26 protein-coding genes are annotated in these 23,831 nt (G+C 32.4%); 16 read left to right on the top strand and 10 right to left on the bottom strand.

What is annotated here, in order from left to right:
- Nucleotide 1: 1 nt before the first annotated feature.
- Nucleotides 2-208 carry a helix-turn-helix domain-containing protein gene (locus AAON49_RS11940; RefSeq protein WP_349554866.1) on the top strand — a complete coding sequence of 69 codons (207 nt, stop codon included), beginning with the start codon at nucleotides 2-4 and terminating at the stop codon, nucleotides 206-208.
- Between the two features lie 71 nt (nucleotides 209-279).
- On the opposite strand, the gene AAON49_RS11945 is transcribed toward AAON49_RS11940, so the two are convergent.
- Nucleotides 280-690 (bottom strand): BrxA/BrxB family bacilliredoxin, encoded by a 411-nt coding sequence (locus AAON49_RS11945; RefSeq protein ID WP_349554867.1) that lies wholly within the window; start codon nucleotides 688-690, stop codon nucleotides 280-282.
- 82 nt (nucleotides 691-772) lie between these two features.
- Here AAON49_RS11945 and AAON49_RS11950 point away from each other — a divergent pair, with 82 nt between their 5' ends.
- From AAON49_RS11950 to AAON49_RS11980, 7 genes are all read left to right on the top strand, one after another.
- Nucleotides 773-1,528 (top strand): TerB family tellurite resistance protein, encoded by a 756-nt coding sequence (locus AAON49_RS11950; protein ID WP_349554869.1) that lies wholly within the window; start codon nucleotides 773-775, stop codon nucleotides 1,526-1,528.
- 77 nt (nucleotides 1,529-1,605) lie between these two features.
- On the top strand, nucleotides 1,606-5,010 hold the full coding sequence (ileS, locus tag AAON49_RS11955; protein WP_349554870.1) for an isoleucine--tRNA ligase: 3,405 nt from the start codon (nucleotides 1,606-1,608) through the stop codon (nucleotides 5,008-5,010).
- A 4-nt stretch (nucleotides 5,011-5,014) separates the two neighbouring features.
- Entirely contained in the window at nucleotides 5,015-5,392 is a 378-nt protein-coding gene (locus tag AAON49_RS11960; RefSeq protein ID WP_349554871.1) for a TraR/DksA family transcriptional regulator, read from the top strand.
- A 262-nt stretch (nucleotides 5,393-5,654) separates the two neighbouring features.
- A complete protein-coding gene (locus tag AAON49_RS11965; protein WP_349554873.1) occupies nucleotides 5,655-5,825 on the top strand; it encodes a hypothetical protein in 171 nt (56 codons plus the stop codon).
- 144 nt (nucleotides 5,826-5,969) lie between these two features.
- Nucleotides 5,970-6,092, top strand: a complete 123-nt coding sequence (locus tag AAON49_RS11970; protein WP_349554874.1) for a hypothetical protein — start codon at nucleotides 5,970-5,972, stop codon at nucleotides 6,090-6,092.
- A gap of 92 nt (nucleotides 6,093-6,184) precedes the next feature.
- Nucleotides 6,185-6,835: a hypothetical protein gene (locus AAON49_RS11975; protein WP_349554875.1), complete on the top strand. Its 651-nt coding sequence runs from the start codon at nucleotides 6,185-6,187 to the stop codon at nucleotides 6,833-6,835.
- A 40-nt stretch (nucleotides 6,836-6,875) separates the two neighbouring features.
- Complete coding sequence (locus AAON49_RS11980) at nucleotides 6,876-7,526, top strand: lipoprotein signal peptidase (RefSeq protein WP_349554876.1); 651 nt, start codon at nucleotides 6,876-6,878, stop codon at nucleotides 7,524-7,526.
- Here AAON49_RS11980 and AAON49_RS11985 read toward each other — a convergent pair.
- The 5 genes from AAON49_RS11985 to AAON49_RS12005 form a co-directional block, all read right to left on the bottom strand.
- Nucleotides 7,516-8,202 (bottom strand): response regulator transcription factor, encoded by a 687-nt coding sequence (locus AAON49_RS11985; RefSeq protein WP_349554878.1) that lies wholly within the window; start codon nucleotides 8,200-8,202, stop codon nucleotides 7,516-7,518. The two genes, AAON49_RS11980 and AAON49_RS11985, sit on opposite strands and share 11 nt — an antisense overlap.
- A 13-nt stretch (nucleotides 8,203-8,215) precedes the next feature.
- Nucleotides 8,216-8,650 carry a sensor histidine kinase gene (locus AAON49_RS11990; protein WP_349554880.1) on the bottom strand — a complete coding sequence of 145 codons (435 nt, stop codon included), beginning with the start codon at nucleotides 8,648-8,650 and terminating at the stop codon, nucleotides 8,216-8,218.
- A gap of 42 nt (nucleotides 8,651-8,692) precedes the next feature.
- Complete coding sequence (locus tag AAON49_RS11995; RefSeq protein WP_349554882.1) at nucleotides 8,693-9,007, bottom strand: histidine kinase; 315 nt, start codon at nucleotides 9,005-9,007, stop codon at nucleotides 8,693-8,695.
- 162 nt (nucleotides 9,008-9,169) lie between these two features.
- Nucleotides 9,170-9,925: a hypothetical protein gene (locus AAON49_RS12000; RefSeq protein ID WP_349554884.1), complete on the bottom strand. Its 756-nt coding sequence runs from the start codon at nucleotides 9,923-9,925 to the stop codon at nucleotides 9,170-9,172.
- Nucleotides 9,926-10,683: 758 nt separating this feature from the next.
- Nucleotides 10,684-11,160 carry a hypothetical protein gene (locus AAON49_RS12005; RefSeq protein ID WP_349554886.1) on the bottom strand — a complete coding sequence of 159 codons (477 nt, stop codon included), beginning with the start codon at nucleotides 11,158-11,160 and terminating at the stop codon, nucleotides 10,684-10,686.
- A 232-nt stretch (nucleotides 11,161-11,392) separates the two neighbouring features.
- Here AAON49_RS12005 and uvrC point away from each other — a divergent pair, with 232 nt between their 5' ends.
- The 3 genes from uvrC to AAON49_RS12020 all read left to right on the top strand — a co-directional run bounded on the left by uvrC (nucleotide 11,393) and on the right by AAON49_RS12020 (nucleotide 15,834).
- Nucleotides 11,393-13,189 (top strand): excinuclease ABC subunit UvrC, encoded by a 1,797-nt coding sequence (gene uvrC, locus AAON49_RS12010; RefSeq protein ID WP_349554888.1) that lies wholly within the window; start codon nucleotides 11,393-11,395, stop codon nucleotides 13,187-13,189.
- Between the two features lie 34 nt (nucleotides 13,190-13,223).
- Entirely contained in the window at nucleotides 13,224-15,404 is a 2,181-nt protein-coding gene (locus tag AAON49_RS12015; RefSeq protein ID WP_349554890.1) for a patatin-like phospholipase family protein, read from the top strand.
- A 76-nt stretch (nucleotides 15,405-15,480) separates the two neighbouring features.
- Entirely contained in the window at nucleotides 15,481-15,834 is a 354-nt protein-coding gene (locus AAON49_RS12020) for a toxin-antitoxin system YwqK family antitoxin (RefSeq protein ID WP_349554892.1), read from the top strand.
- 72 nt (nucleotides 15,835-15,906) lie between these two features.
- Here the strand turns inward: AAON49_RS12020 and AAON49_RS12025 are convergent, their stop codons facing one another.
- Together AAON49_RS12025 and AAON49_RS12030 are read right to left on the bottom strand one after the other, a co-directional pair.
- Nucleotides 15,907-17,433, bottom strand: coding sequence for an Rne/Rng family ribonuclease (locus tag AAON49_RS12025; protein WP_349554894.1), 1,527 nt, complete (start codon nucleotides 17,431-17,433; stop codon nucleotides 15,907-15,909).
- A gap of 299 nt (nucleotides 17,434-17,732) precedes the next feature.
- Entirely contained in the window at nucleotides 17,733-18,023 is a 291-nt protein-coding gene (locus tag AAON49_RS12030) for an HU family DNA-binding protein (protein WP_349554896.1), read from the bottom strand.
- Nucleotides 18,024-18,154: 131 nt separating this feature from the next.
- On the opposite strand from AAON49_RS12030, the gene mutY reads away from it, so the two are divergent.
- From mutY to AAON49_RS12055, 5 genes are all read left to right on the top strand, one after another.
- Complete coding sequence (mutY, locus tag AAON49_RS12035) at nucleotides 18,155-19,204, top strand: A/G-specific adenine glycosylase (protein ID WP_349554898.1); 1,050 nt, start codon at nucleotides 18,155-18,157, stop codon at nucleotides 19,202-19,204.
- Between the two features lie 30 nt (nucleotides 19,205-19,234).
- Nucleotides 19,235-19,669, top strand: coding sequence for a single-stranded DNA-binding protein (locus tag AAON49_RS12040; RefSeq protein WP_349554900.1), 435 nt, complete (start codon nucleotides 19,235-19,237; stop codon nucleotides 19,667-19,669).
- Nucleotides 19,670-19,740: 71 nt separating this feature from the next.
- A complete protein-coding gene (gene gldE, locus AAON49_RS12045) occupies nucleotides 19,741-21,030 on the top strand; it encodes a gliding motility-associated protein GldE (RefSeq protein ID WP_349554902.1) in 1,290 nt (429 codons plus the stop codon).
- Nucleotides 21,023-21,574: a gliding motility lipoprotein GldD gene (gldD, locus tag AAON49_RS12050; protein WP_349554904.1), complete on the top strand. Its 552-nt coding sequence runs from the start codon at nucleotides 21,023-21,025 to the stop codon at nucleotides 21,572-21,574. Before gldE ends, gldD begins: the two co-directional genes overlap by 8 nt.
- Nucleotides 21,575-21,797: 223 nt before the next feature.
- Nucleotides 21,798-22,268, top strand: coding sequence for a hypothetical protein (locus tag AAON49_RS12055; protein ID WP_349554906.1), 471 nt, complete (start codon nucleotides 21,798-21,800; stop codon nucleotides 22,266-22,268).
- Here the strand turns inward: AAON49_RS12055 and AAON49_RS12060 are convergent.
- Together AAON49_RS12060 and AAON49_RS12065 are read right to left on the bottom strand one after the other, a co-directional pair.
- Nucleotides 22,257-23,282, bottom strand: a complete 1,026-nt coding sequence (locus AAON49_RS12060; RefSeq protein WP_349554908.1) for a COX15/CtaA family protein — start codon at nucleotides 23,280-23,282, stop codon at nucleotides 22,257-22,259. The genes AAON49_RS12055 and AAON49_RS12060 overlap by 12 nt on opposite strands.
- Before the next feature lie 89 nt (nucleotides 23,283-23,371).
- Nucleotides 23,372-23,740, bottom strand: coding sequence for a heavy-metal-associated domain-containing protein (locus AAON49_RS12065; RefSeq protein ID WP_349554910.1), 369 nt, complete (start codon nucleotides 23,738-23,740; stop codon nucleotides 23,372-23,374).
- Between the last annotated feature and the right edge of the window lie 91 nt (nucleotides 23,741-23,831).

Here is a 23,831-nt window from a genome sequence, read left to right on the forward strand (position 1 = left end):
TATGGCAATTCGAGTAAACTTAGATGTAATGTTGGCCAAACGAAAGATGAAGAGCAAAGATTTAGCAGAGGCAATAGGAATCACTACAGCTAACCTGTCTATTTTAAAATCAGGAAAAGCAAAGGCAGTTCGTTTTTCAACCTTAGAAGCTATTTGCAAAGTGTTAGAATGTCAACCTGCAGATATTTTAGAATATATAGAAGACTAAAAACTAAAAACCGCTTCAACAGAAGCGGTTTTATCTTTTCTTATAATTCAAGAATGTCTTGTGTCAAGTTTTTAGCAGAACTCGTCGTAAGCAGCTACCAAATTCTGAGCAATCATTTGAGCAGACCTTCCTTCAATATGATGACGCTCTAACATGTGTACCAATTCTCCATCCTTAAATAAAGCCACAGCCGGTGATGAAGGAGGAAAAGGAATCATGTGTTCTCTAGCTTTTGCAGTAGATTCTTTATCAACGCCAGCAAAAACAGTAGTTAAATTCTCAGGTCTTTTGTCAAATTCTAAAGAAGCTAAAGTTCCTGGTCTTGCAGTACCAGCAGCACACCCACAAACAGAGTTTACCATTACTAAAGTTGTTCCCTTTTTTGCCAAAGCATTATCTACATCTTCAGCAGTATATAAAGCCGAAAAACCATTATTTGTTAGTTCTTCACGCATTGGTTTTACTAATTCTTCCGGATACATAATTTTAAAAAAATTTAGAGTACAAAGATAACGATAAAAAAGCAATATGATTCCTTATCTTTGGTCTTCATAAATTTAAAAAATGTCTAGTTTTTCAAAATGGTTAGGAGCCGGAATTGGCTTTGTTTCAGGAGGACCTATTGGGGCCGTAATTGGTTTTGTGGCTGGAAGTGTTATTGATGCCTATTCAAAAGAAGATTTTGAAAGAGATCGTAGAACTTTTCAGCAAGAATATTCAAACAGACCCAGCAATACACAGTCTGGAGATTTCGAAATTAGTTTACTAGTACTATCTGCAATTGTTATAAAATCTGATGGAAAAATAGATCAGAGAGAATTGAATTTTGTTCGTTCTCAGTTTGTTGGAATGTATGGAAAAGAAAGAGCAAACAGTGCTTTTAAATTATTTAAAGGAATTATTAAAAAGCAAATTTCTGCTAGACAAGTCTGTATTCAGATTCGTCAAAATATGCCTCATTCTTCTAGATTACAACTTATTCATTTCTTATTTGGAATAGCAAAAGCAGATGAACATGTTTCTCAAGTAGAGGTTGATGAAATTAGAAAAATAGCTGGGTATTTGTATATCAATCAATACGATTTTGAGTCCATCAAAGCTATGTTTTATAACTCTACAGATAGCGCTTATAAGATCTTAGAAATTGATAAATCTGCATCTGATGATGAAGTGAAAAAAGCCTACAGAAAAATGGCTAAAAAGTACCATCCAGATAAATTACAAGGATTGGGCAAAGAGCATTTGAAGGGAGCCCAAGAAAAATTTCAAAAAATTCAATCTGCATACGAGTCCATAAAAAAAGAAAGAGGGCTTTCTTAAGCTTTATTTTTAGGGGTTCAGCGTATAGGTTTACAGGAAAATATGTATTTTCGCATTCTTATTAGAATTTGTGATTTATGAGTGCAAAGTTTCCTGAATATAAAGGACTTAACTTACCGAATGTAGCCAAAGAAATACTTCAATATTGGGAAGAGAATAACATCTTTGAGAAAAGTATCTCTACCCGTGAAGGAAAACCACCATACGTATTCTTTGAAGGACCTCCATCAGCCAATGGTTTACCTGGAGTTCATCACGTATTGGCAAGAGCAATTAAAGATATTTTTCCTCGCTACAAAACTATGAAGGGTTTCCAAGTAAAGCGTAAAGCGGGCTGGGATACTCACGGACTTCCTATAGAATTAGGAGTAGAGAAAGAACTAGGAATCACAAAAGAAGATATTGGAAAAACAATTTCTGTAGAAGAATACAATGCAGCTTGTAGAAAAGCTGTGATGCGTTATACAGATATCTGGAACGACCTTACCCAGAAAATGGGATATTGGGTAAATATGGATGACCCATATATTACTTACGACCCTAAATATATGGAAAGCGTTTGGTGGCTATTAAAACAAATCTATTCCAAAGATTTGTTGTACAAAGGATATACAATCCAACCTTATTCACCAAAAGCAGGAACTGGTTTAAGCTCTCATGAGTTAAATCAACCAGGAACCTATCAAGATGTTACTGATACAACAGTGGTTGCCCAATTTAAAACCATTAGTGAAACCTTACCAGAGTTTTTACAAGGAGAGGGAACTGTTCATTTTTTAGCATGGACAACTACTCCATGGACTTTGCCAAGTAATACAGCATTAACTGTAGGGCCAAAGATAGACTATGTGTTGGTTGATACATTCAACCAATATACTTTTGAACCTGTTAAAGTTGTATTAGCTAAGAATTTAGTTGGAAAACAATTCACTGGAAAATATCAACAAGCAGAAAATCGTTCTGAATTAGCAAATTATAGCAAGGAAGATAAGAAGATTCCATTCTTTGTTGTCAAAGAATTTGTAGGAAAAGACTTGGTAGGAATTCGCTATGAGCAGTTGTTAGATTTTGTGCTACCCAATGACAATCCACAAGATGCATTTCGAGTGATTTCTGGTGATTTTGTAACCACAGAAGATGGAACAGGAATTGTACATACTGCGCCAACCTTTGGGGCAGATGATGCTTTGGTTGCTAAACAGGCAACTCCAGAGATTCCACCAATGTTGGTGAAAGATGAAAATGGCAATTTAGTTCCTTTGGTAGATTTACAAGGAAAATTCAGACCAGAATTGGGAGAGTTTGCAGGAAAATATGTAAAGAATGAATACTATGCTGAGGGAGAAGTACCAGAAAAATCGGTAGATGTAGAACTTGCTATCAAGCTTAAGATTGAAAACAAAGCTTTTAAGGTAGAAAAATACAAGCACAGTTATCCAAATTGCTGGAGAACCGACAAACCAATTCTATATTATCCTTTAGACTCATGGTTTATCAAAGTTACCGATGTAAAGGATCGTATGCATGAATTAAATTCAACCATAAATTGGAAACCAAAATCAACTGGAGAAGGACGTTTTGGAAACTGGTTGGCAAATGCAAACGATTGGAATTTATCACGTTCTCGTTATTGGGGAATTCCATTGCCTATCTGGAGAACAGAAGACAAAAAAGAAGAAATTTGTATTGGCTCTGTTGAAGAATTAAAAACAGAAATAAAGAAGTCTGTAGATGCAGGTGTGCTATCTGAAGATATTTTTGCTGCATTTGAAGTAGGAAACATGTCTGATGAGAATTATGCAACCATCGATTTACATAAAAACATAGTAGATCAAATTGTTTTGGTGTCTCCATCAGGAAAACCAATGCAACGAGAAAGCGATTTGATTGATGTGTGGTTCGATTCAGGATCCATGCCTTATGCACAATGGCACTACCCTTTTGAAAACAAAGACTTAATTGATGAAAACAAATCGTTCCCAGCAGATTTTATTGCTGAAGGAGTAGATCAAACTCGTGGATGGTTCTATACACTACATGCTATTGGAACTATGGTTTTTGATTCTGTAGCCTACAAAAATGTAGTTTCTAACGGGTTGGTATTAGATAAAAACGGACAAAAGATGTCTAAGCGTCTTGGAAATGCAACAGATCCGTTTGATACTTTAGAAACCTATGGAGCAGATGCTACACGTTGGTATATGATTGCCAATGCAAATCCTTGGGATAATTTGAAGTTTGACATCGATGGAATAGAAGAAGTAAAGCGTAAGTTTTTTGGAACTTTATACAACACCTATTCTTTCTTTTCATTATATACAAACATTGATGGATTCTCATACAAAGAAGCAGATGTTCCTTTAGCAGAAAGACCAGAATTAGATCGTTGGATTTTATCAGAGTTACATACTCTAATAGAAAAGGTAGATAAGTTCTATGCAGAATACGAACCTACAAGAGCAGCAAGAGCAATTTCAGATTTCACTCAAGATTATTTGAGTAACTGGTATGTAAGATTGAGCAGAAGAAGATTTTGGAAAGGAGATTATCAACAAGATAAAATATCGGCTTATCAAACGTTATATACGTGTATGGTAACCATTGCCAAACTAGGAGCTCCAATTGCGCCATTTTATATGGATCAGTTGTATAAAGATTTAAATTCTGTAACTGGGAAAGAAAATTTTGAAAGCATACACTTGTCACAATTTCCTGAGTTTGACGTCTCCTTTATAGACAAGACTTTAGAGCGTAAGATGGAAAATGCACAAACCATCTCTTCTTTGGTATTGTCTTTAAGAGCTAAAGAGAAAATTAAAGTACGTCAGCCACTGCAAAAGATTATGATTCCGGTGGACAGCAATCAACAAAAGGAAGAAATCTTAGCAGTTGCAGACCTCATCAAACACGAGGTAAATATTAAGGAAATAGAACTCTTAGATGATGCAGCTGATATTCTGGTAAAGCAGATCAAACCGAACTTTAAAGTGTTAGGTCCTAAGTTTGGAAAAGACATGAAGTTGATTTCCAATGCGATACAAAACTTTACAAAAGAAGACATTGCAAAAGTTGAAAAAGAGGGTAAAATACCTGTTGAACTTGACGGAAAAATCATTACCTTGGAGCTCGCTGATGTAGAAATATCTTCTAAAGATATTGAAGGATGGTTAGTGGCTAACGAAGGTGCGCTAACAGTAGCCCTCGATGTTACGATTTCCGATGAATTGAAAGAAGAAGGAATTGCTAGAGAATTGGTCAATAGAATTCAAAATGCAAGAAAAGATTCAGGATTTGAAGTAACAGATAAAATAAAACTAACAGTTTTAAAGTTTGATACATTAGAACAGTCAGTATATAATAATAAAGACTACATTATGGCAGAAACATTAACAAGTGAGTTGATGTTTGCCGACGCCATTTCTGATGGAATTGATGTAGAATTTGACGGAATTAAAAGTAAAATACTAATACAAAAAATGTAAGATTATGGCAGAGTTGAAAACCAGATATTCTGATGATGACTTACAAGAGTTTAAAGAAATCATCCAAAAGAAAATAGACCGCGCAAACGAAGATTTAGCCTTGCTAAAAAGCTCCTACATGAACGGTAGTAATAATGGAACTGATGATACTTCCCCTCAATTCAAATCCTTTGAAGAAGGATCTGAAACTATGAGTAAAGAAGCAAATGTTCAATTGGCAATTCGTCAAGAAAAATTTATTCGTGACTTAAAAAACGCTTTGATTCGTATTGAAAATAAAACATACGGTATATGCAGAGTTACAGGTAAGTTAATTCAAAAAGAACGACTAAAATTAGTGCCCCATGCTACCCTCAGTATAGAGGCAAAAAGACGACAATAAATAAGAGCTTCCTACTTGGAAGCTTTTTTTATACGATAACTTTACAATAACAAGAATTAAAATAATCCTATATTTACCACACTAAACTCAAATTATTATTATCTAAATGGACTACCTGGGGATTGCCATTGTGTATATTAATATGGTCATTTTGTTCATGGTTATATTTCTATTCATCCGACTCTACTACAAATACAGTAAGTATGTAGATGTAAAACGAAAATATGTTAATAACAGATCTGACGATCTATAAAAAAATGCTGTGGGACAAACTATCGACAATTTTAGCTTAGGTTTATTCATCTGGCAAATTCTAGCATTGGTAGCAGTTATCTTGGTGTTCTTTTTATTATTAAAGATCTACAAGAAAATTTCTAAATACTTAGACCTTAAAATAAAATTCATGGAGAAAAACATGAATTCAGAAGAGTAATAATTTAGAACCTCTATTTCTTTCTTATCCCCATTTATGGGGAGATTTAAAATTCATGTTTTTCGGGGATTGACGAGCATTCTTATACTTTATATCTTTCAGTCACTTATTTGATTAGGGGTAATTAAATTAAATTTTTATTAGATGGAATTAGCTGTTGATGCCGCATCAGGAATTATGGTTTGGCAAATATTAGTATTGGTGTTTGTAATTTTAGTCGCATATTTTGCGCTAGTATACCACAATACAGACAATGTAGATATTTGATTAATCAAATATCTAAATGCTAACCAGATATTAGTTAGCTTTTTATATTTCTATTAAGGGAATCGTGATGTTTTTTACGATACCTTTGTGCTATGAAGTACACTACTTTTTTACTTTTTTTTCTTTTCACAATTGTTTCTACGGCTCAACAAAAGATTGTTAGAACAATCAAGAGTAATGCGCCTTATGTTGAAGTAAAAACAGATGGAATAGATAACCTTGTAATTGAAGAATCAGATTCAGGTCAACTAGAAATGATTATCTCTGATGTTGATGGATTAGGTGTAATAGACGATTTTAAATGCAACGACTATAATTGCGTTTTAAGTATTAAAACAGAGCTGAAAATTGATAATCCACTAACAAACAAAATCAATCAATTTCCTTTAGCGCCACCAAGTAATGTTAGCGCTATTGTAAAAATACCCAAGAATAAAAAAGTAACCATTTACGGAGAAACAATAGATATTCAAACAAAAGGTTATAAAGGTATCTTAAGAATCTTAATAGATAAAGGAAATGTAAGAATTGAGGGAATCAAAGGAATTACAGAAGTAGAACTATTTACTGGAACTGTTTTCGCTACAATTCAAAAAAATGCTCTAGATATAAAAACCAGAAAAGGAAAGATATCTCTAGATGAAGAAGTCCAAAAGTCGCCTTTTAGAAAGAAGATAAAAAAAGCAGATAAACTTGTTGTTAGATCTATCAATGCCAATGTTGTGTTAACAGAACAACTGTAGTCAATAATATTCTTATTTTTGTGAGCACAATTTTTTAAACATGTCTAAGAAAAGAATAGCCATACTTACAATCGCATTAGCCATTTTAATCGATCAGATTGTCAAAATCTATATCAAGACACATTTTGTTTTAGGAGAAGAGGTAAAAGTTTTTGATTGGTTCAGAATCCATTTTGTTGAAAATAATGGCATGGCCATGGGGTTTGAATTTGGCGGAAGTGCTGGAAAACTCTTTTTAACACTGTTTAGATTGGTGGCTGTTGCAGGAATTGTTTACTGGTTGATGAGTATCATAAAAAAGAAAATGCCCAACATTGTTGTGATTGCTGTGGCATTGATATTTGCTGGTGCTGTAGGAAATATTATTGATTCTGTTTTTTACGGAGTTATTTTTAATACTCCTCAACACAGTGTGGCAACCCTATTTGCAGACGATCCTTATGGAAGTTTGTTTTATGGAAAAGTGGTAGACATGTTCTATTTTCCTATTTGGGAAGGTAATTTGCCGGATTGGATACCTTTTGTAGGAGGAGACTTCTTCAGGTTCTTTAACTATATTTTTAATCCTGCAGATTCCTACATTACTGTGGGGGTTGTTTTGCTATTTATCTTTAATAAAAAAGCATTTCCTAAAGAAGAAAAATCAACAGCTGAAGGCACAAAAAAGACTGAAAAACTTACTACAGATTAAAATCTGAAGAAGAAAGCTCGATTAGTTTTTTCTGAATTCCATAAATTACTAGCCCAGCTACATTTTTAGATCCTGTTTTTAGTAATAAATTGTTTCTATGACCATCTACGGTTCTTGGGCTGATAAACAACTTTTCGGCAATTTCATTAGTAGTATATTCACCACAAATAAGTTCTAATACTTCAATCTCTCTTTTAGACAACAATTTCTTGTCTAAATCGCTTCTTATTTTTTTACCGCTAGACGATAAAAGATTTTCATGAATCATTTTCATTACAGTTTCATCATAATAAAACCCTTTCTCGTAAACCTCTTTGATGGTAAAAATCACATCTTTAGGACTTGTGTTCTTCAACAAATAAGAAGAAGCTCCAACATCAATCATATTTATGATAAAAGTCTTTCCTCCATAGCTTGTTAAGGCAATAATTTTCACATCAGGATAATCTTTATGAACAACTTTTGTAGCTTCAACACCATTTAAATTTGGCATTTTCAAGTCCATTAAAATAATATCTGGTTTCTCTTCTGATATTTTTAAACGATCAACTAATTCTTGACCATCTCCTGCTTCAAAGAGAATTTCAAAGGCTTCATCTCGCTCTAGCAAAAACCTCATTCCTTTTCGGAATAACTGCTCGTCGTCAGCAATAACAATTTGAATTTTATTTTTCATATGTCGGGAGTTTTTAAAAAATTATTGAAACTTTAATTCCTTCATCAATAGCACTTTGTATAATCAATTCACCGTTGAGTAATTCAACACGACTTTCTATATTCTTCATTCCAAGACCTTTCTTCTGATCTATAATTTCCTGACTAAATCCAACTCCATCGTCTTTATAATCTATAGAAATGTCTTCTTTATTCTTAACAAAATCTAAAGCGATATTTTTAGATTTTCCATGCCGAACAGAATTGTTAATGAGTTCCTGAAAAACACGAAAAACATGTAACTCTTGAGTTTTATCCAATTCACCTTTTGGGTATTCTATGTTTGACTTTATGTTAACCTTCTTACTCATGTTGTATTCATCAACCAATTCTTCAATAGCAGACTCTAATCCAAATTTCTCTAAAATTGGAGGTAACAAATCATGTGCAATCTTACGGGCATTCCCCAAGGTTTTATTGGTTACTTTTATAATGTTTTCATTTACTTTGGTTTACTCTTCAGGAGAAAGTTCACCATCAATAAGAAAATTAGAATTCAATAAGATGACATTTAATTTAGAGCTAATATCATCATGCAAATCTTGCGCAATACGTTTTCGCTCTTTTTCCTGAGTGAGAATAGTTGCATGAATAATTTCCTTTTGATGCTCTATTTCCAGCTCTTTTTTCTCCAATTCTTTTTCAACAATTTTCTTTCTTGAGAAAAAGAAGAACAATAGTAATGCAACCGCCATTAAAAGTAACAGTAATACACCAATGATTACAATTGTAACTATCTGATTTTCTTCAGAAAACAGTTTTTCCATGAGGGAGGCTATTGATGAAATCGAAGATACAAAAAACGGTGAAAGATTTTCAGAAATCTCTTAACATAGGTTAAAAAAATAGGTACTTATACCTGTTTTTCACAACCAGTAGATATAAACATAATTTAAAATGTTTTGAGCTATTTAGTTACAACAAACCTTTTAGTCACAATTATCAGGACAAGGTTGAGTAAAATCAAAAGCTTCTCCGCTTTTTATAGGGTGATTTTTGTTGTAAAGAATCAGGTTTTTAAAAATGTCTTTTTGTAGAAAAACAGTAGTCATTTTATTATCTGCATTAATTCCCAAGAATAAGGCAATACAGTCTATTCTGGTTTTTGCAATCATTTCAGCTACTACTTCTTTTTTAAGACTAAAATATCGGTAACGAGTTCCTTTGTTTTTGATTGCGCCATGTATGTTTCCAGACTCTAAAGCTCCTTGCCATTTAGAAATATACTCATACACATCAGCATATTGCAATAAGTGGTTCCCAATAATAGGAGTATTCAAACGTTCGTTAGAATATACATACGGACTATCTTTCAGCTCATCTATAGCTTCTTGATATCTTGAAGTTTTGTGAGGAATCGAATAGATTTTTAGAATTTCATTACCTTCTTCATCTACACCTACCATAGTAATTTGCAACTCGTTTTGAAGCAAACCTAAGACAAAACGAAAATTAACAATACTAGGAACCCTTAACGCGTTGGCAATGTTCTTTTTGTCAAAATTGTAATGTGATATTTGTTTTTGGTTGTTAAGGAAATCACTAGTAAGTGTGCTATTTTGCCAATTTCTAGTAATCTCAAAAGAAGTTATAGGGCCGTTATCTGTAACGTCACTTTCATCTTCAGAACAAGCTATAAAAGCTATCATGGCAAAGCATACCAGAAAGAACTTTTTAGTTGTCATGGGTTGTAGTTGAATTAGTTGGAACGCTAAGGTACTAAAAAAAATAAATACGTGATTTAAGTATTTGATTATAAGTTGCCTTCATAATTACACCTTGGCAAGAGAAGTTATCTCATTAAGAAGAAACTTCTTTTTTACGAAAGTTCTTATACCATTCGATGAAAATGAGAGATTGATAGATGGCATATAATGAAACATTCATAATCCAAATAAATTGATACCAAAAAGTCTTAGTAGGAGAAACATAATTCCCAGAGAGAAAAATTAAGGTACTACACAAGAGATAAGCAAAAGTTCCAGAGGCTATGTATAGGTACTTCTTATTATTGGAATCTAATGATTGAAAAAAATAAACCAAAGAATATATTACGATAGGAATTGAGCAAAGAGTTACTTCAAGCAGACTGAATTGATAATAAATAGAGGGCTCAAGAATGTAATTAATGCTCAAAGTAATAAGAACCAAAGAAAAAATAAATTTAACGCCTATTTTAATCTTTTTCCCATTCAAAATAATACTATAGAAGATACTCAGAAAAACAAATTGACTTATGAAATAATAATGTGATAAAAATAAGTTGTCTATTTTGTTTTCTGCTAACGAAGCTCCTACAACCTGAATAATAAATGTTGTAAGTAAGTATATTGAAAATACCTTATACTCTTTGTTTTTTTTCTTTTTCGAAAAAAAGGCAATTACATTAACAAGTAGTATAAGGTATCCTAGATAAACTATGATTTTAGGTATAACCATTTATCTAAATATGTCCATTGGCTAAAGGACTTTCAAAATCACAAAAATTAGGACAAGGTTGAGAAAAATCATAGATTCCTGTATCGATTTCATCCTCACCTAATAAAGAATTTTTAGGATCTACAAAAGGACCTTTATTATCCAGTTTACCATTAATGATATCTCTTTGTACAACTTTCTTTTGGTCAAAATCTATTTGTGGTTCTGTACCTACCAAGATAATTTTTTCACCTCCTCCAGGTTCACCTTCTAAAGCAGGATCTATAGCCATATAAGTTCGTACTCCGTTTGGTGTTTTTTCGTCAATTACATATAATCCAGTATTTCCAGCCTCTTGTATGACACCAATTTCTTTTAGCACAGCTACCATATCTTGTACTGGAATTGAAAATGCTTTACAGTTGTTAGGACATTTTTCCCTCCAACGTTCGGTCCATTTAATCGCTTTTTTTAACGATATCTGATTGTTTTTTTTCCCCATTGTTTTTAAAATTTTAGTTAGACATATTTGTCAAGGACGCCTAAAAATAGAATTTTTTAAACAGTTGTTTCTACCTCAAAAAAACACCAACAAAAAACAGGTATTTTTACCTAACCATTTATGGCTACCCAAAAAAGGGGATACGAAAACCTAATTATTTCTTTATCAACTAACTATATTTCTTTTGTTATAAGATGATATTTCATTTCTATAAAAATGGTATTTTCGTTTTATGCCAACATCTTTAGAAGTACAAATTAAAACCTTGCCAAATTCTCCTGGAGTATATCAGTACTATGATAAGGATGACAAGATTCTGTATGTTGGTAAAGCAAAGAATCTAAAAAAACGCGTTGCTTCTTACTTTACAAAGAACCATGAAAACGCCAAAACTAGAATTTTGGTTAAAAAAATTGCAAGCATTCAGCATATTGTAGTGAATTCGGAAACAGATGCGTTGCTTTTAGAAAACAATTTAATAAAGAAGTATCAGCCACGGTATAACATCATGTTAAAAGATGACAAAACCTATCCGTGGATTTGCATCAAAAAAGAACGCTTTCCTAGAGTGTTTATGACTCGGAATGTGATAAAAGACGGATCAGAATATTTTGGTCCGTATACCAATGTAAGAACAGTAAAAGCCTTGTTAGATCTTATTAGAGAATTATACCCTTTAAGAACCTGCACTTATGATCTTGCTCAAGAGAAGATTGATGCTGGCAAATATAAAGTCTGTTTAGAATATCATTTAGGAAATTGTTTAGGCCCTTGTGAAAATTTACAAACAGAAACCAGTTACAATGAAACCATTAAGGCAATTAGAAACATCATTAAAGGAAACTTTAAACAAAGTTTAGAAGCATTTCAAAAATTGATGTTGTCTTTTTCTGAGAAAATGGAATTTGAAGAAGCGCAGAAAATTAAGGAAAAAGTAGACCTTTTATCTAATTACCAAGCAAAATCAACCATCGTTAATCCGTCCATCAATAATGTAGATGTTTTTTCTATTGTCTCTGATGAAAGTTACGGCTATGTCAACTTTTTTAAAATTGCTAACGGAGCCATTATTCAGTCGCACACTACAGAAATTAAAAAGAAGTTAGATGAGTCTGATAAGGAAATTTTAGAACTGGCCATTGTTGAAATCAGACAACGATTTAACTCTGTTTCTAAGGAGATTTATGTGCCTTTTGAAGTAGATTTAGGCGATAATTTTAAAGTAACTATTCCCAAGTTAGGTGATAAAAAACGAATTGTAGAACTCTCTGAACGCAATGCAAAATATTACAGGCAAGAACAATTTAAACAGATTAAGATTGTAGATCCAGATCGTCATGTAAAACGAATCATGACTCAGATGCAAAAAGATTTACGCTTATCTGAAGAGCCAAGACATATAGAATGCTTTGATAATTCAAACATTCAAGGAAGCAATCCTGTTGCTGCTTGTGTTGTCTTTAGAGACGGGAAACCAAACAAGAAAGAATACCGTCATTTCAATATAAAAACAGTTGAGGGTCCAGATGATTTTGCATCAATGGAAGAAGTTGTATATCGCCGTTATAAAAGATTACAAGCTGAAGACGAGCCTTTACCTCAATTAATTGTGATTGACGGAGGAAAAGGACAATTATCATCAGCATTAAAAAGTCTAGATAGATTAGGGTTGCGAGGTAAGATTGCAATTATAGGAATTGCAAAACGATTAGAAGAAATTTATTATCCAGGAGATTCTATTCCAATGTATCTTGATAAGAAATCTGAGACTTTAAAGATTATTCAGCATTTACGAAACGAAGCCCATCGTTTTGGAATTACATTCCACAGAAATAAAAGAAGCAAAAGCGCTATACAATCAGAATTAGAACAAATTCCAGATGTAGGGAAACAAACCATTACAACTTTATTACGTAAATTTAAATCAGCCAAGCGTGTAAAAAATGCTACATTTGAAGAACTGAAAGAGGTTATTGGCGATTCTAGAGCTCAAAAGATATTTCGGTACTACAATTCTCCCAAAAAATAAAGTCTCACAGAGGCGCTTCATAAAAAAGAAAAAGATGAGAAATATACTCGTCGTTTTATTGTTATTTCCAATGGTGTTTTTCGCTCAAGAAAAGCAACCAAAAGTAGGTTTGGTACTAAGTGGAGGTGGTGCTAAAGGATTAGCCCATATTGGGATTTTAAAAGAAATAGACAAAGCAGGTTTACAGATAGATTATATTGGAGGAACAAGTATGGGCGCCATTATTGGAGGTTTATATGCGGCGGGATACTCAGGTGAACAAATAGAAAAGATTGTTAATTCTATCAACTTACAAGATATATTACAAGACGTTTTGCCAAGAAATTCAAAACCTTATTTTGAAAAAGAGTTTGGAGAAAAGCATGCCATTATGTTGCCTGTAAACAAGAAAGGAATTGGTTTGCCTAGAGCTGTTTCTAAAGGGCAAAATGTGCTAAACCTCTTTAATTATATTTTATCACATGTAGATACAATCACAGATTTTAAAAAACTTCCTATTCCATTTTTTTGCGTGGCTACTGATGCAGAAACAGGAAAAATGGTACTGCTTGAAAACGGTTCTCTTCCATTGGCGTTAAGGTCTAGCGGATCGTTCCCTACTTTGTTGAATCCTGTAGAAATGAAAGGACATTTGCTGTTGGACGGAGGAATTGCTAATAATTTCCCTTCAGATATTATGAAAACAAAAGGAGTAGATATAATTATAGGAGTTGATGTACAAAGTGAGTTGATTAAAAGAGACCGATTGAATTCTGTGATCACGATTTTAAATCAAATTGTGAGTTATGATATTTACGAACAAAGCAAAAAAGGAAGGGAAGATTGCGATGTATATATAAAACCAGATATTTCTGCTTTTACAGTTGTAGATTTTGATAAGAGTAAAGGAATTATGAAGCAAGGACATATTGCAGGTAAAAAATACAGTAGCACTTTCGATAGTATTGCAAAGCTTCAATCTGAGAGGAAAAAAAGACCAGTTTTAGTTAAAGAAGATAATCCTTTTGTTATAGAAGAGATTAAGGTTTTTGGGACTGAAAATTATACACCGGCATATGTTCGTGGAAAATTAAAGATCAGAATTGGAGATGAAATCAATAGAAAAGAGTTGAACAAAAGAATTAGTTTCTTAGCCTCCACAGATAATTATGATCGTATTGATTATAAGGTAATAGGCAACAAATTGCATTTTTATGTGATAGAAAATAAACAGCAGTCTAATGTTCGATTAGGAGCACATTATGATGAGTTGTATCAATCTGCTATTTTGGCAAATTACACCCATAAAAGGCTGCTGATTAAAAACGACGAACTCTCCTTAGATATGATTGTGGGAGATAGAATTCGATATAACCTAAACTATTTTGTAGACAACGGATTTTATACAAGTTATGGTTTGAAATCTAGATACAATCATTTTAAAACGAATACTCCGTTTAGCACAGACGATAATCCAAACATCAATGAAATTGATCTGAATTATACAGATTTTACGAATGAGATATTTCTACAAACTACTTTTAGCAGAAAATTCGCATTAGGATTTGGAGCAGAATTTAAAAAACTAAAGATTACTACAGAAACATTAAGTTCACAAACCAGCAGTAAAACTACATTTGACAATAGCAATTATATAAACTTCTCTTCGTATTTAAAGTTAGACACTTATGATGATAGATCTTTCCCTACTAGAGGCTTTTATGCAGATGTAGGAGCAAAATGGTATGCTTGGTCTTCAGATTATCTAAATAATTTTAAACCCTTTGTTCAGCTTGGAGGAAGATTAGGTTTTGCTACAACTTTTTGGGATACAATTACATTTCAATACACCAACGATGCTGGATTTACTTTTGAGAATCCTACGTCTACAGTTTTCGATTTCTATTTAGGAGGATATAATCAAAATTACATCAACACTTTCAAGCCTTTTTATGGGTATGAGTTTGCTGAGATTTCTGATAAGTCATTTTTAAGGTCAGAATTTTTATTGCGATATAAAGTGGCAAGCAATCACTATGCAACATTCATAGCAAATTATGCAAGAGTAGACGGAAACGTTTTTAGTGATGGAAGAGATTTATTTGAAGATGTTTTATCTGGGTATGCTTTAGGATACAGTATAGATACTATATTAGGTCCTATTGAGATCAAATACAGTTGGTCTCCAGAGAACAACAATAAACACTGGTTATTCAATTTAGGGTTTTGGTTCTAATGTTAATTTAATGTTAATTAAAGGTTTGTTTAACGTAAACTTTTAAGTATATTTGTTTAACAAAACCCTAAAAAACATGAGAAAAGTTTTAGCCATTGCTTGTTTATTTGCAGTATGCTTAGTGCAAGCTCAAGACAACCAACCAACCTATAAAGCTGTGGGAGATTTGGTAGAAGCAACATATTATTTTGCTGATGGATCTGTTCATAAAAAAGGTTTTTTTAAGAATCAAAAGTTAACAGGAAAATGGACAGAGTTTGATCAGAAAGGAAACAGAGTTGCTATAGGATATTACAATGAAGGGAAAAAAGTTGGTACTTGGGTTCAATGGAAAAACAATAAATTACGTCAAATAAGTTATGATAACAATGTGGTTGCTTCGGTAAGTGCTTGGGAAGAAGACGTCAAAATAGCTATTAGCAAACAATAAATTATAAGTATTATAACAATAAAAAACCCGCATTGGAAACAATGCGGGTTTTTGTTTTGATATACAAATGCCTTACTTACGTACTTTAAATTTGTACTGTAAATAACGGTAAGCATCTCTAGGTATAATGTTAATCCACTTTTTGTGTTTTAAATACCATCTAAAACGAATAGATGATATTCCTTTGGTTAAATAAGAAGCAACAAAAGGATGCACGTTCAATTCTATCTTTTTGTTTTTTGGATTAGAGTTAATTCTTTCTAATTCAACTTCTATTTTATCAACCAGTACAATAGGAGCTTCTACTTCTCCATTCACGTTTGGGTTTGGTTCTGTTGTTTTAATACTTAATTCAGGTCGAACTCTTTGTCGAGTTATCTGTACTAGTCCAAACTTACTTGGCGGTAATATCTTGTGTTTTGTTCTATCAAAAGACATTTGCTCTTTCAAATGCTGATACAATTTGTTCCTATTTTCAGGACTATGCATATCAATAAAATCAACCACAATAATCCCTCCCATATCTCTCAATTGCAATTGTCTTGCAATTTCTGTGGCAGCAATTAGGTTTACTTCTAATGCAGTTTCTTCTTGTGTACCCGCTTTGTTAGAACGATTACCACTATTTACATCAATTACATGTAATGCTTCAGTATGTTCTATTACTAAATAGGCTCCTCTACTCATAGAGACTGTTTTACCAAAAGATGTTTTTATTTGGCGCTCTATTCCGTATTTTTCAAAAATTGGAACTTTAGATCTATGAAGCTTTACAATGTTTTCCTTTTCAGGATAAATCTCTTGTAAATACTCTTTAATTTCTAATTTAAGAGTTTCGTCGTTTGTAACGATGTTTGTAAAAGAATCGTTCATCACATCTCTTAGTATAGAAGATGCTCTGTTTAACTCGCTTAACACTTTGGTTGGAGTATTGGTATTTGCAATGCGCTTGCACATTGTTTTCCAACGGTCTAACGAGTTTTGTAAGTCTTTATCCAGTTCTGCTACTTTTTTACCTTCAGCAACAGTTCTTAAAATAACACCAAACCCTTTAGGTCTGATGCTCTTAGCTAATCTTTTTAATCGATCCTTTTCCTTTGGGTCTGCGATTTTTTGCGACACCGAAATTCTATCAGAAAAAGGAACAAGTACCAAAAATCTTCCCGCAATTGAAAGCTCAGAGCTTAATCGAGGGCCTTTGGTAGAAATAGGTTCTTTTACAATCTGTACTAATAAATTTTGACCTGATTTTAGTACATCATTAATACTTCCGTCTTTGTGAATGTCTTTCTCAAAACGAAAGTTCTTTAAAGTGAATTCTTTATACTTACCTGTGCTTACTTTCTTAATAAACTTATTCAAAGATTGTACTTGAGCACCTAAATCATGATAATGAAGGAATCCGTCTTTTGGATATCCAACATTCACAAAGGAAGCATTCAAACCAGGCAACACTTTTCCTATTTTGGCTAAAAAAATATCGCCAACAGAAAATTTGTTGTCACTTGTTTCTTTGTTAAGTTCTATAAGTTTTCCATCTTTTAGTAAGGCAAAATCAATATCAGATGAATTCGAACGAATAATTAATTCTGTTTTCATACTGAAATGGTTTTATACCATACAGCAACATGCTGTACGATGGATTATTTTACAGGTATTTTTTAAATACCATACGAGGCCTCCTGCTTTTTGCAGAATGTAAACCTCTATTTCAATGAACGTTTTTTGGCTAGATGCTAAAAAGAAAAAGTAAGGGTCAGACCTTACTTTTTCTTATGTCTGTTTGCTCTAGCTCTTTTCTTGCGTTTGTGTGTAGAGATTTTTGATCTCTTTCTTTTTTTACCACTTGGCATAATTGTCTAATGTTTTTTAAATCTTACGATTTAGGTTCGTATTAATTACTTTACAACCACTTTGTTCTTTACACCTTCAGTGAAAGTCTTAGCTGGCTTAAAAGCTGGGATATTGTGAGCTGGAATCTTAATGGTAGTGTTCTTAGAAATGTTTCTTCCTGTTTTTTCTGCTCTAGTTTTGATAATAAAACTACCAAAACCTCTTAAATATACGTTATCGCCATTTTCCAATGCATCTTTAACCTCTGTCATGAATGCTTCTACGGTTGCTAATACATCTGCTTTTTCAATTCCTGATTTGTCCGAGATTTTCGATACAATATCTGCTTTCGTCATGTTATTAAATTTAAGTTATTATTTTCTAAAAATGCGGAGGCAAATATATGATAATTAATCGATTCCGTGAAAAGATTCGAACAAATTTATATCAATTTTAAGATGTAAGTTTGCATTTGTAAAAATTCTTGATGAAATTATCTAACACATTAATTTACTGGTATTTACAAAAAAATCGAGACCTGCCTTGGCGGAAAACAAATGACCCATATTTGGTTTGGCTGTCAGAAATTATGCTGCAACAAACGCGAGTTGCTCAAGGGATGAGTTATTATCTGAAATTTTCAGAAGAATTTCCAACAGTAAATCATCTAGCAAATGCAGATGAATCTACAGTACTAAAAATGTGGCAAGGGTTGGGTTATTATTCAAGAGCCAGAAACCTACATTTTACCGCAAAATACATTGCTAAAGAATTAAAAGGTGTTTTCCCAAGTACTTATAAAGAACTTATTAAACTAAAAGGTGTTGGAGATTATACTGCTTCTGCCATTGCATCTATTTGTTTTAACGAAGCAACGGCTGTGGTTGATGGGAACGTTTATAGAGTGCTGGCCAGATATTTTGGGAATCATCTTCCTATTAATAGTACAAAAGGAATCAAAGAGTTTAAAACCTTAGCTCAGTCTTTGATTGATAAAAATCAGCCCGGAGTGTACAATCAAGCCATTATGGATTTTGGTTCATTACAATGCAAACCTCAAAATCCTGATTGTTCTATATGTCCTTTGAGTTCTAGCTGTGTAGCTTTTGAGAAAAAAAGAATCAAAGAACTGCCTGTGAAAGAAAAGAAGATAAAAATTAAGAATAGGTTTTTTAACTATTTGGTTTTTGTAACCGAAAAGGGAGATACAATTATTGAAGAAAGAAAAGGAAAAGGAATTTGGCAAGGACTTTATCAATTTCCTTTAATAGAAACAAAAAAAGAACTGGATACGATTGTTGGTTTGGAAGAATTTGAAACCAAGGTGTTTTCAGATTGCATGATTAAATTGTTTAATGAAAACCCAATAGTTCATAAACTTTCACATCAACACTTGTATACTAAATTTTGGATTGTTGGAGTTAAAACACATCCCAATACAAATACTTCTTGGCGTAAAATAAATGAATATCCTGTTCCGGTTTTAATTTCTAATTTCTTAGATAAATTCAACTACAAATTGCATCAAAATTTTTAGTACATTTGAGTAGATAATCAATTCCAAGCTATGTCAGGAACAATCAATAAAGTTATTTTAATAGGTCATTTAGGAGATGCTGTGAAGATGAATTATTTCGAAGGAGGTAATTCTATAGGCAGATTTCCTATAGCGACAAATGAAAGTTATACCAATAGACAAACTGGAGAAAAAGTAACTACTACAGAATGGCACAATATTGTTGTACGAAATAAGCTTGCTGAAACATGTGAAAAATACCTGTCAAAAGGAGATAAGGTATATTGCGAAGGACGAATCAAAACACGTCAATGGGAGCAAGAAGGGCAAAAGCGTTATACTACAGAAATACACGTTAATAATATGACCTTTTTGTCTTCAAAAAATGAAACAGGAGCTCCATCTCCTCAAAATACCAGTCAACCGAAAGCGCCAGAACCACCAAAATCTGTAGTTGCTGATGAGGATGATGATTTACCATTTTAAGTTGAACTAAACTCTAGAATTTGGACCCTGATCCTGAACCTTTTCTTATTTTTCTAAATACAATTGGCACGATGGAAATCATTGAGATTACTGCTTTGCTTTTATTGTTATTAAGTTCTGCTTTAATATCAGGAACAGAAGTTGCTTTTTTCTCATTGTCTCAAACCGACCTAAACAAACTTTCTGAAGAATCTAAAGGAGAAAGTTTAATTGTTAAACTATTAGAAAAACCCAAAAAATTACTGGCTACTATACTCATAGCAAATAATTTTATCAATATTCTTGCGGTTTTATTATTTGCATTATTAGGAGATAAATTTCTAAGTGGAGATTTATCTATTGATTGGAATTTTATTAAAATAAAATCCGATTATGTGAAGTTTGGTATCGAAGTTGGGCTCATTACATTTTTAATATTACTTTTTGGAGAGGTGCTTCCTAAGGTATATGCTTCTAGAAAATCTTTGAAATTTTCAAGTTTTATGGCAAGGCCTATCAAGGTTTTAAACATAGTTTTTTCGCCTTTAAGCTATCTGCTTACTAACCTTACAGGAGTTATAGAAAGAAGACTAGGAAATAAGAATTCAAATTTCTCAGTTGAAACTTTATCTCAGGCATTAGAACTTACTTCTGATGATGCCACCACAAAAGATGAACAAAAAATATTAGAAGGAATCGTAAGCTTTGGAAGTACAGATACTGTTCAAATTATGAAGCCAAGGATTGATATTTTTGCTTTGTCTGATGAAGAACCTTATGACGAGGTAATGAAGAAAATATTAAAGAATGGATATTCTAGAAATCCTGTTTATCACGATTCTATAGACAATATTGTTGGTGTTTTATATGCTAAAGACTTACTAGCGCATCTGAACAAGAGCAATTTCAAATGGCAAAAATTATTAAGAGAACCTTTCTTTGTTCCTGAGAATAAAAAACTAGATGATTTATTGGCCGATTTTAGAGAAAAGAAAAATCACCTTGCAATTGTTGTTGATGAATACGGAGGAACCAGTGGTATTGTAACCTTAGAAGATGTAATTGAAGAAATTGTTGGAGATATTAACGATGAGTTTGACGATGATGATTTAGCATATTCTAAGATAGATGATAACAATTATATCTTTGATGGAAAAATAACAATTAAAGATTTCTGTAAGATTCTAGAAGATGAAGATGAAGAGAAATTCGAAGAAGAAAAAGGTGAGTCAGAAACCATTGCAGGGTTTATTCTAGAAATATCGGGAAAGTTTCCTAAAACAGGTGAGAAAATAAAATTTGACAATTATACGTTTACCATAGAAGCATTAGATAGAAAAAGAATCAAACAACTAAAAGTAACAAGACACCTCAATGCGTAAACTAACAGTCTTATTTTTATTTTTCATTTTAGTTTCTTGTGGAGGAGAAACTCTTCCAAAACCTAAAGCTTTTTTAAGTCTACAATACAAAAAAGCTGTATACACAAAACTAATATTACAAAGACCATATTCTTTTGAAGTGCCCAAGAATGCAACTATTAAAGATGAGCCTAAAAACTGGTTAAAGATTGAGTACCCAGAACTGAAAGCATCTTTAGATATTACTTATAGAAAGATTGAAGGCAATTTAAGAGAGTTAATACAAGAATCTGAAAAACTAGTTGTAAAGCATACTGTAAAAGCAGAAACGATCTCTTCTAATAATTATATCGATGAAACTAAAAAAGTATATGGGACGTTGAATGAGATTACAGGAAATGCAGCTTCTCAAATACAATTTCATATTACCGATAGCACCAAAAACTTTATCAAAGGCGCACTGTATTTTAGAACCAAACCAAACTACGATTCTGTTTTACCTGCTGTAAGCCACATTAAAAAAGATATTCTTCATTTAATGGAAACTTTAGAGTGGAAAGAGTAATTGTCTTCACTTTTTAAATCAGGTATTTCTACTCACTTATAATCTTACTTATTAATGTAAGTTAGTCAGTCGGTTTCTGAGACCGATCTTAATTATCATTAATACAGAATAACTCTTTTTAAGAGCAACATATATAGAAAAAGAAGTAAGTATTTTATATTCCCTGTGGCGGAGTGTAAACCTTTGTAGGTTTCGCTCCGTCACTTTTTATTACATTTATGTTATGAAAAAAACCCATGTATTCTTTTTTATTGCAATTGCCTTAGCTTTTTCTTGTAACAATAAGAAATATGAAGATTTTAATCCAGATGAATTTTACGAGGTAACTGGTGTTATAATTAATATAAATCCTGATGCAGATTTTTTTTCTGGAGAAGCAGGACTTAATGTTCACTATCATTATTTCATTAATGATACAACTTATTATAAAGGGTTTGCTGAAAAAATTAACCTTCCCTTAATTTATAGAGGTATAGGAGCTCCAGTTAAAGTAAAAGTTCTGACAAAAAACCCAAAAATCAATTTTTACTGGGAAGGAGGAGTTGCCAATGATTTGACTCCAAAGAAGATTGAAATCATTGAAAAACATGTAGATAGTATTTACTATGCTAGAATGAAAAAGAAACATGAATTTTTAAAAAAAGAAGGGTTAGATTACAATAAATATTATCTAAATGATTCTTTAAGAAATTAATGTTGTTTTTCTACTCTGTAACCACAAATAAAACTGGACTCCAAAAAGAAGTGCTCCAGATAGTAAATGAACTGCTTGTGTACCTATTGGAAAATCTGCATAATACATTAAAATGCCAGTAATGGTTTCTAAGAATAGTAAAACAAGAATCCAATTTACCAATTTATATCCTAGGCCTTTTACTTGATTCAGGTAAAACATAGCAAAATTCACTAAAACTATTGCAATTGTAAACGATCGGTGAAAGTAAAACTTAAAATTAGGATCCATTAAACTATACTCTTTGTTTTCAAACCCAAAGAGTTTTACTTGCTCATCAATAAACTGTCTGACTTGAGTTCCCATAACAATCTGAATTAAAGAGAAAACAACAGAAATAATTAATAGTTTATGAAACAAAGAGTTGTAGTTATATATTCGATTCTTCTCAGTAGTTATGAAGCGTAACTGGAGTAATAGAGCTATAATAACTAGGCCAACTGCCATATGAAGAGTTATAATTACAGGAGTTAAATTTGTGTCTACTACCGTTTTTCCTAGCCAAGCTTCAAAAGCAAATAAGAGAAAAACACCAACGGATAATAAAGTAATTTTCTTGTTGCTTTTCCAAAACAGAAAGGAGCCAATAAACATTAGTAGAAGTGGAATTCCAGCAAGAACAGATGTTAAACGATTGATGTATTCTGTCCAAGTATGGAATTTATTAAATTTTGCATAATCATGTTTGGTGTATTTTTCCCAATTCTCATTATTGAATTCAGATGTAGTTTTCACTTCTTTTTCAGCAACAAAAAGAGCTTCATCTTTAATGATAATCATTCCTTTTTTAAAGGAAGCATTCGGTTTCCAAGTAATTTGGTCTTCAGAAGTTGGAGGAATGTAATATCCAAAACATTTGGGCCAATCTGGACAACCCATTCCTGATCCAGTCATTCTAACTATAGCGCCAGCTAAAAAGATAAGATAAATGGCAATTAAAGTGATTTTAACAAAAAGAGGAAAGCGTTTTTTCATCCTTAGAAAGATTTATGCAAAGATAACTCAAAAACAACTAAAAAAGGCTCCTGAAACCAGAAGCCTTTCGTTTATAAATACATCAAAAACTACTTTTTTGATGTTGTATTTTCAGATTCCTTTGCAGTGTATAAATCACCTCCGGCAATTCCATCAATAAACTTGATTAAATCTTCTTTTGAAGTTGTGTTAGCATCATACTTAATAGTTGCTAAACTATCAGTAAAAACAACTTTTGCAGAAGCAACACCTTCTTTTTTAGATAACTTAGATTGAATTGTTTTAGCACATCCAATTTCGCATGTCATTCCAGAAATATTTAAAGAAACGGTTTCCATTTTCGCTATGGCAGCTTCTTTTTTAATATCATTTTTCTCAGTTTTTTCAACCTCCTTTTTGCAAGAAGAAAGTGTGAAAGTCATTGCTATGACAGCGATTAAAATATGGCGAATTTTCATGATTACTTTTGATTATACTTAGATTATGCAAATTTATGTAATAAATGATTGATATTGGAAGAATTATCGGACTTTTGCTATGACTTTAACA

It is taken from the genome of Pseudotenacibaculum sp. MALMAid0570 (genome assembly GCF_040151415.1).
Taxonomy (GTDB): Bacteria; Bacteroidota; Bacteroidia; order Flavobacteriales; family Flavobacteriaceae; genus Polaribacter.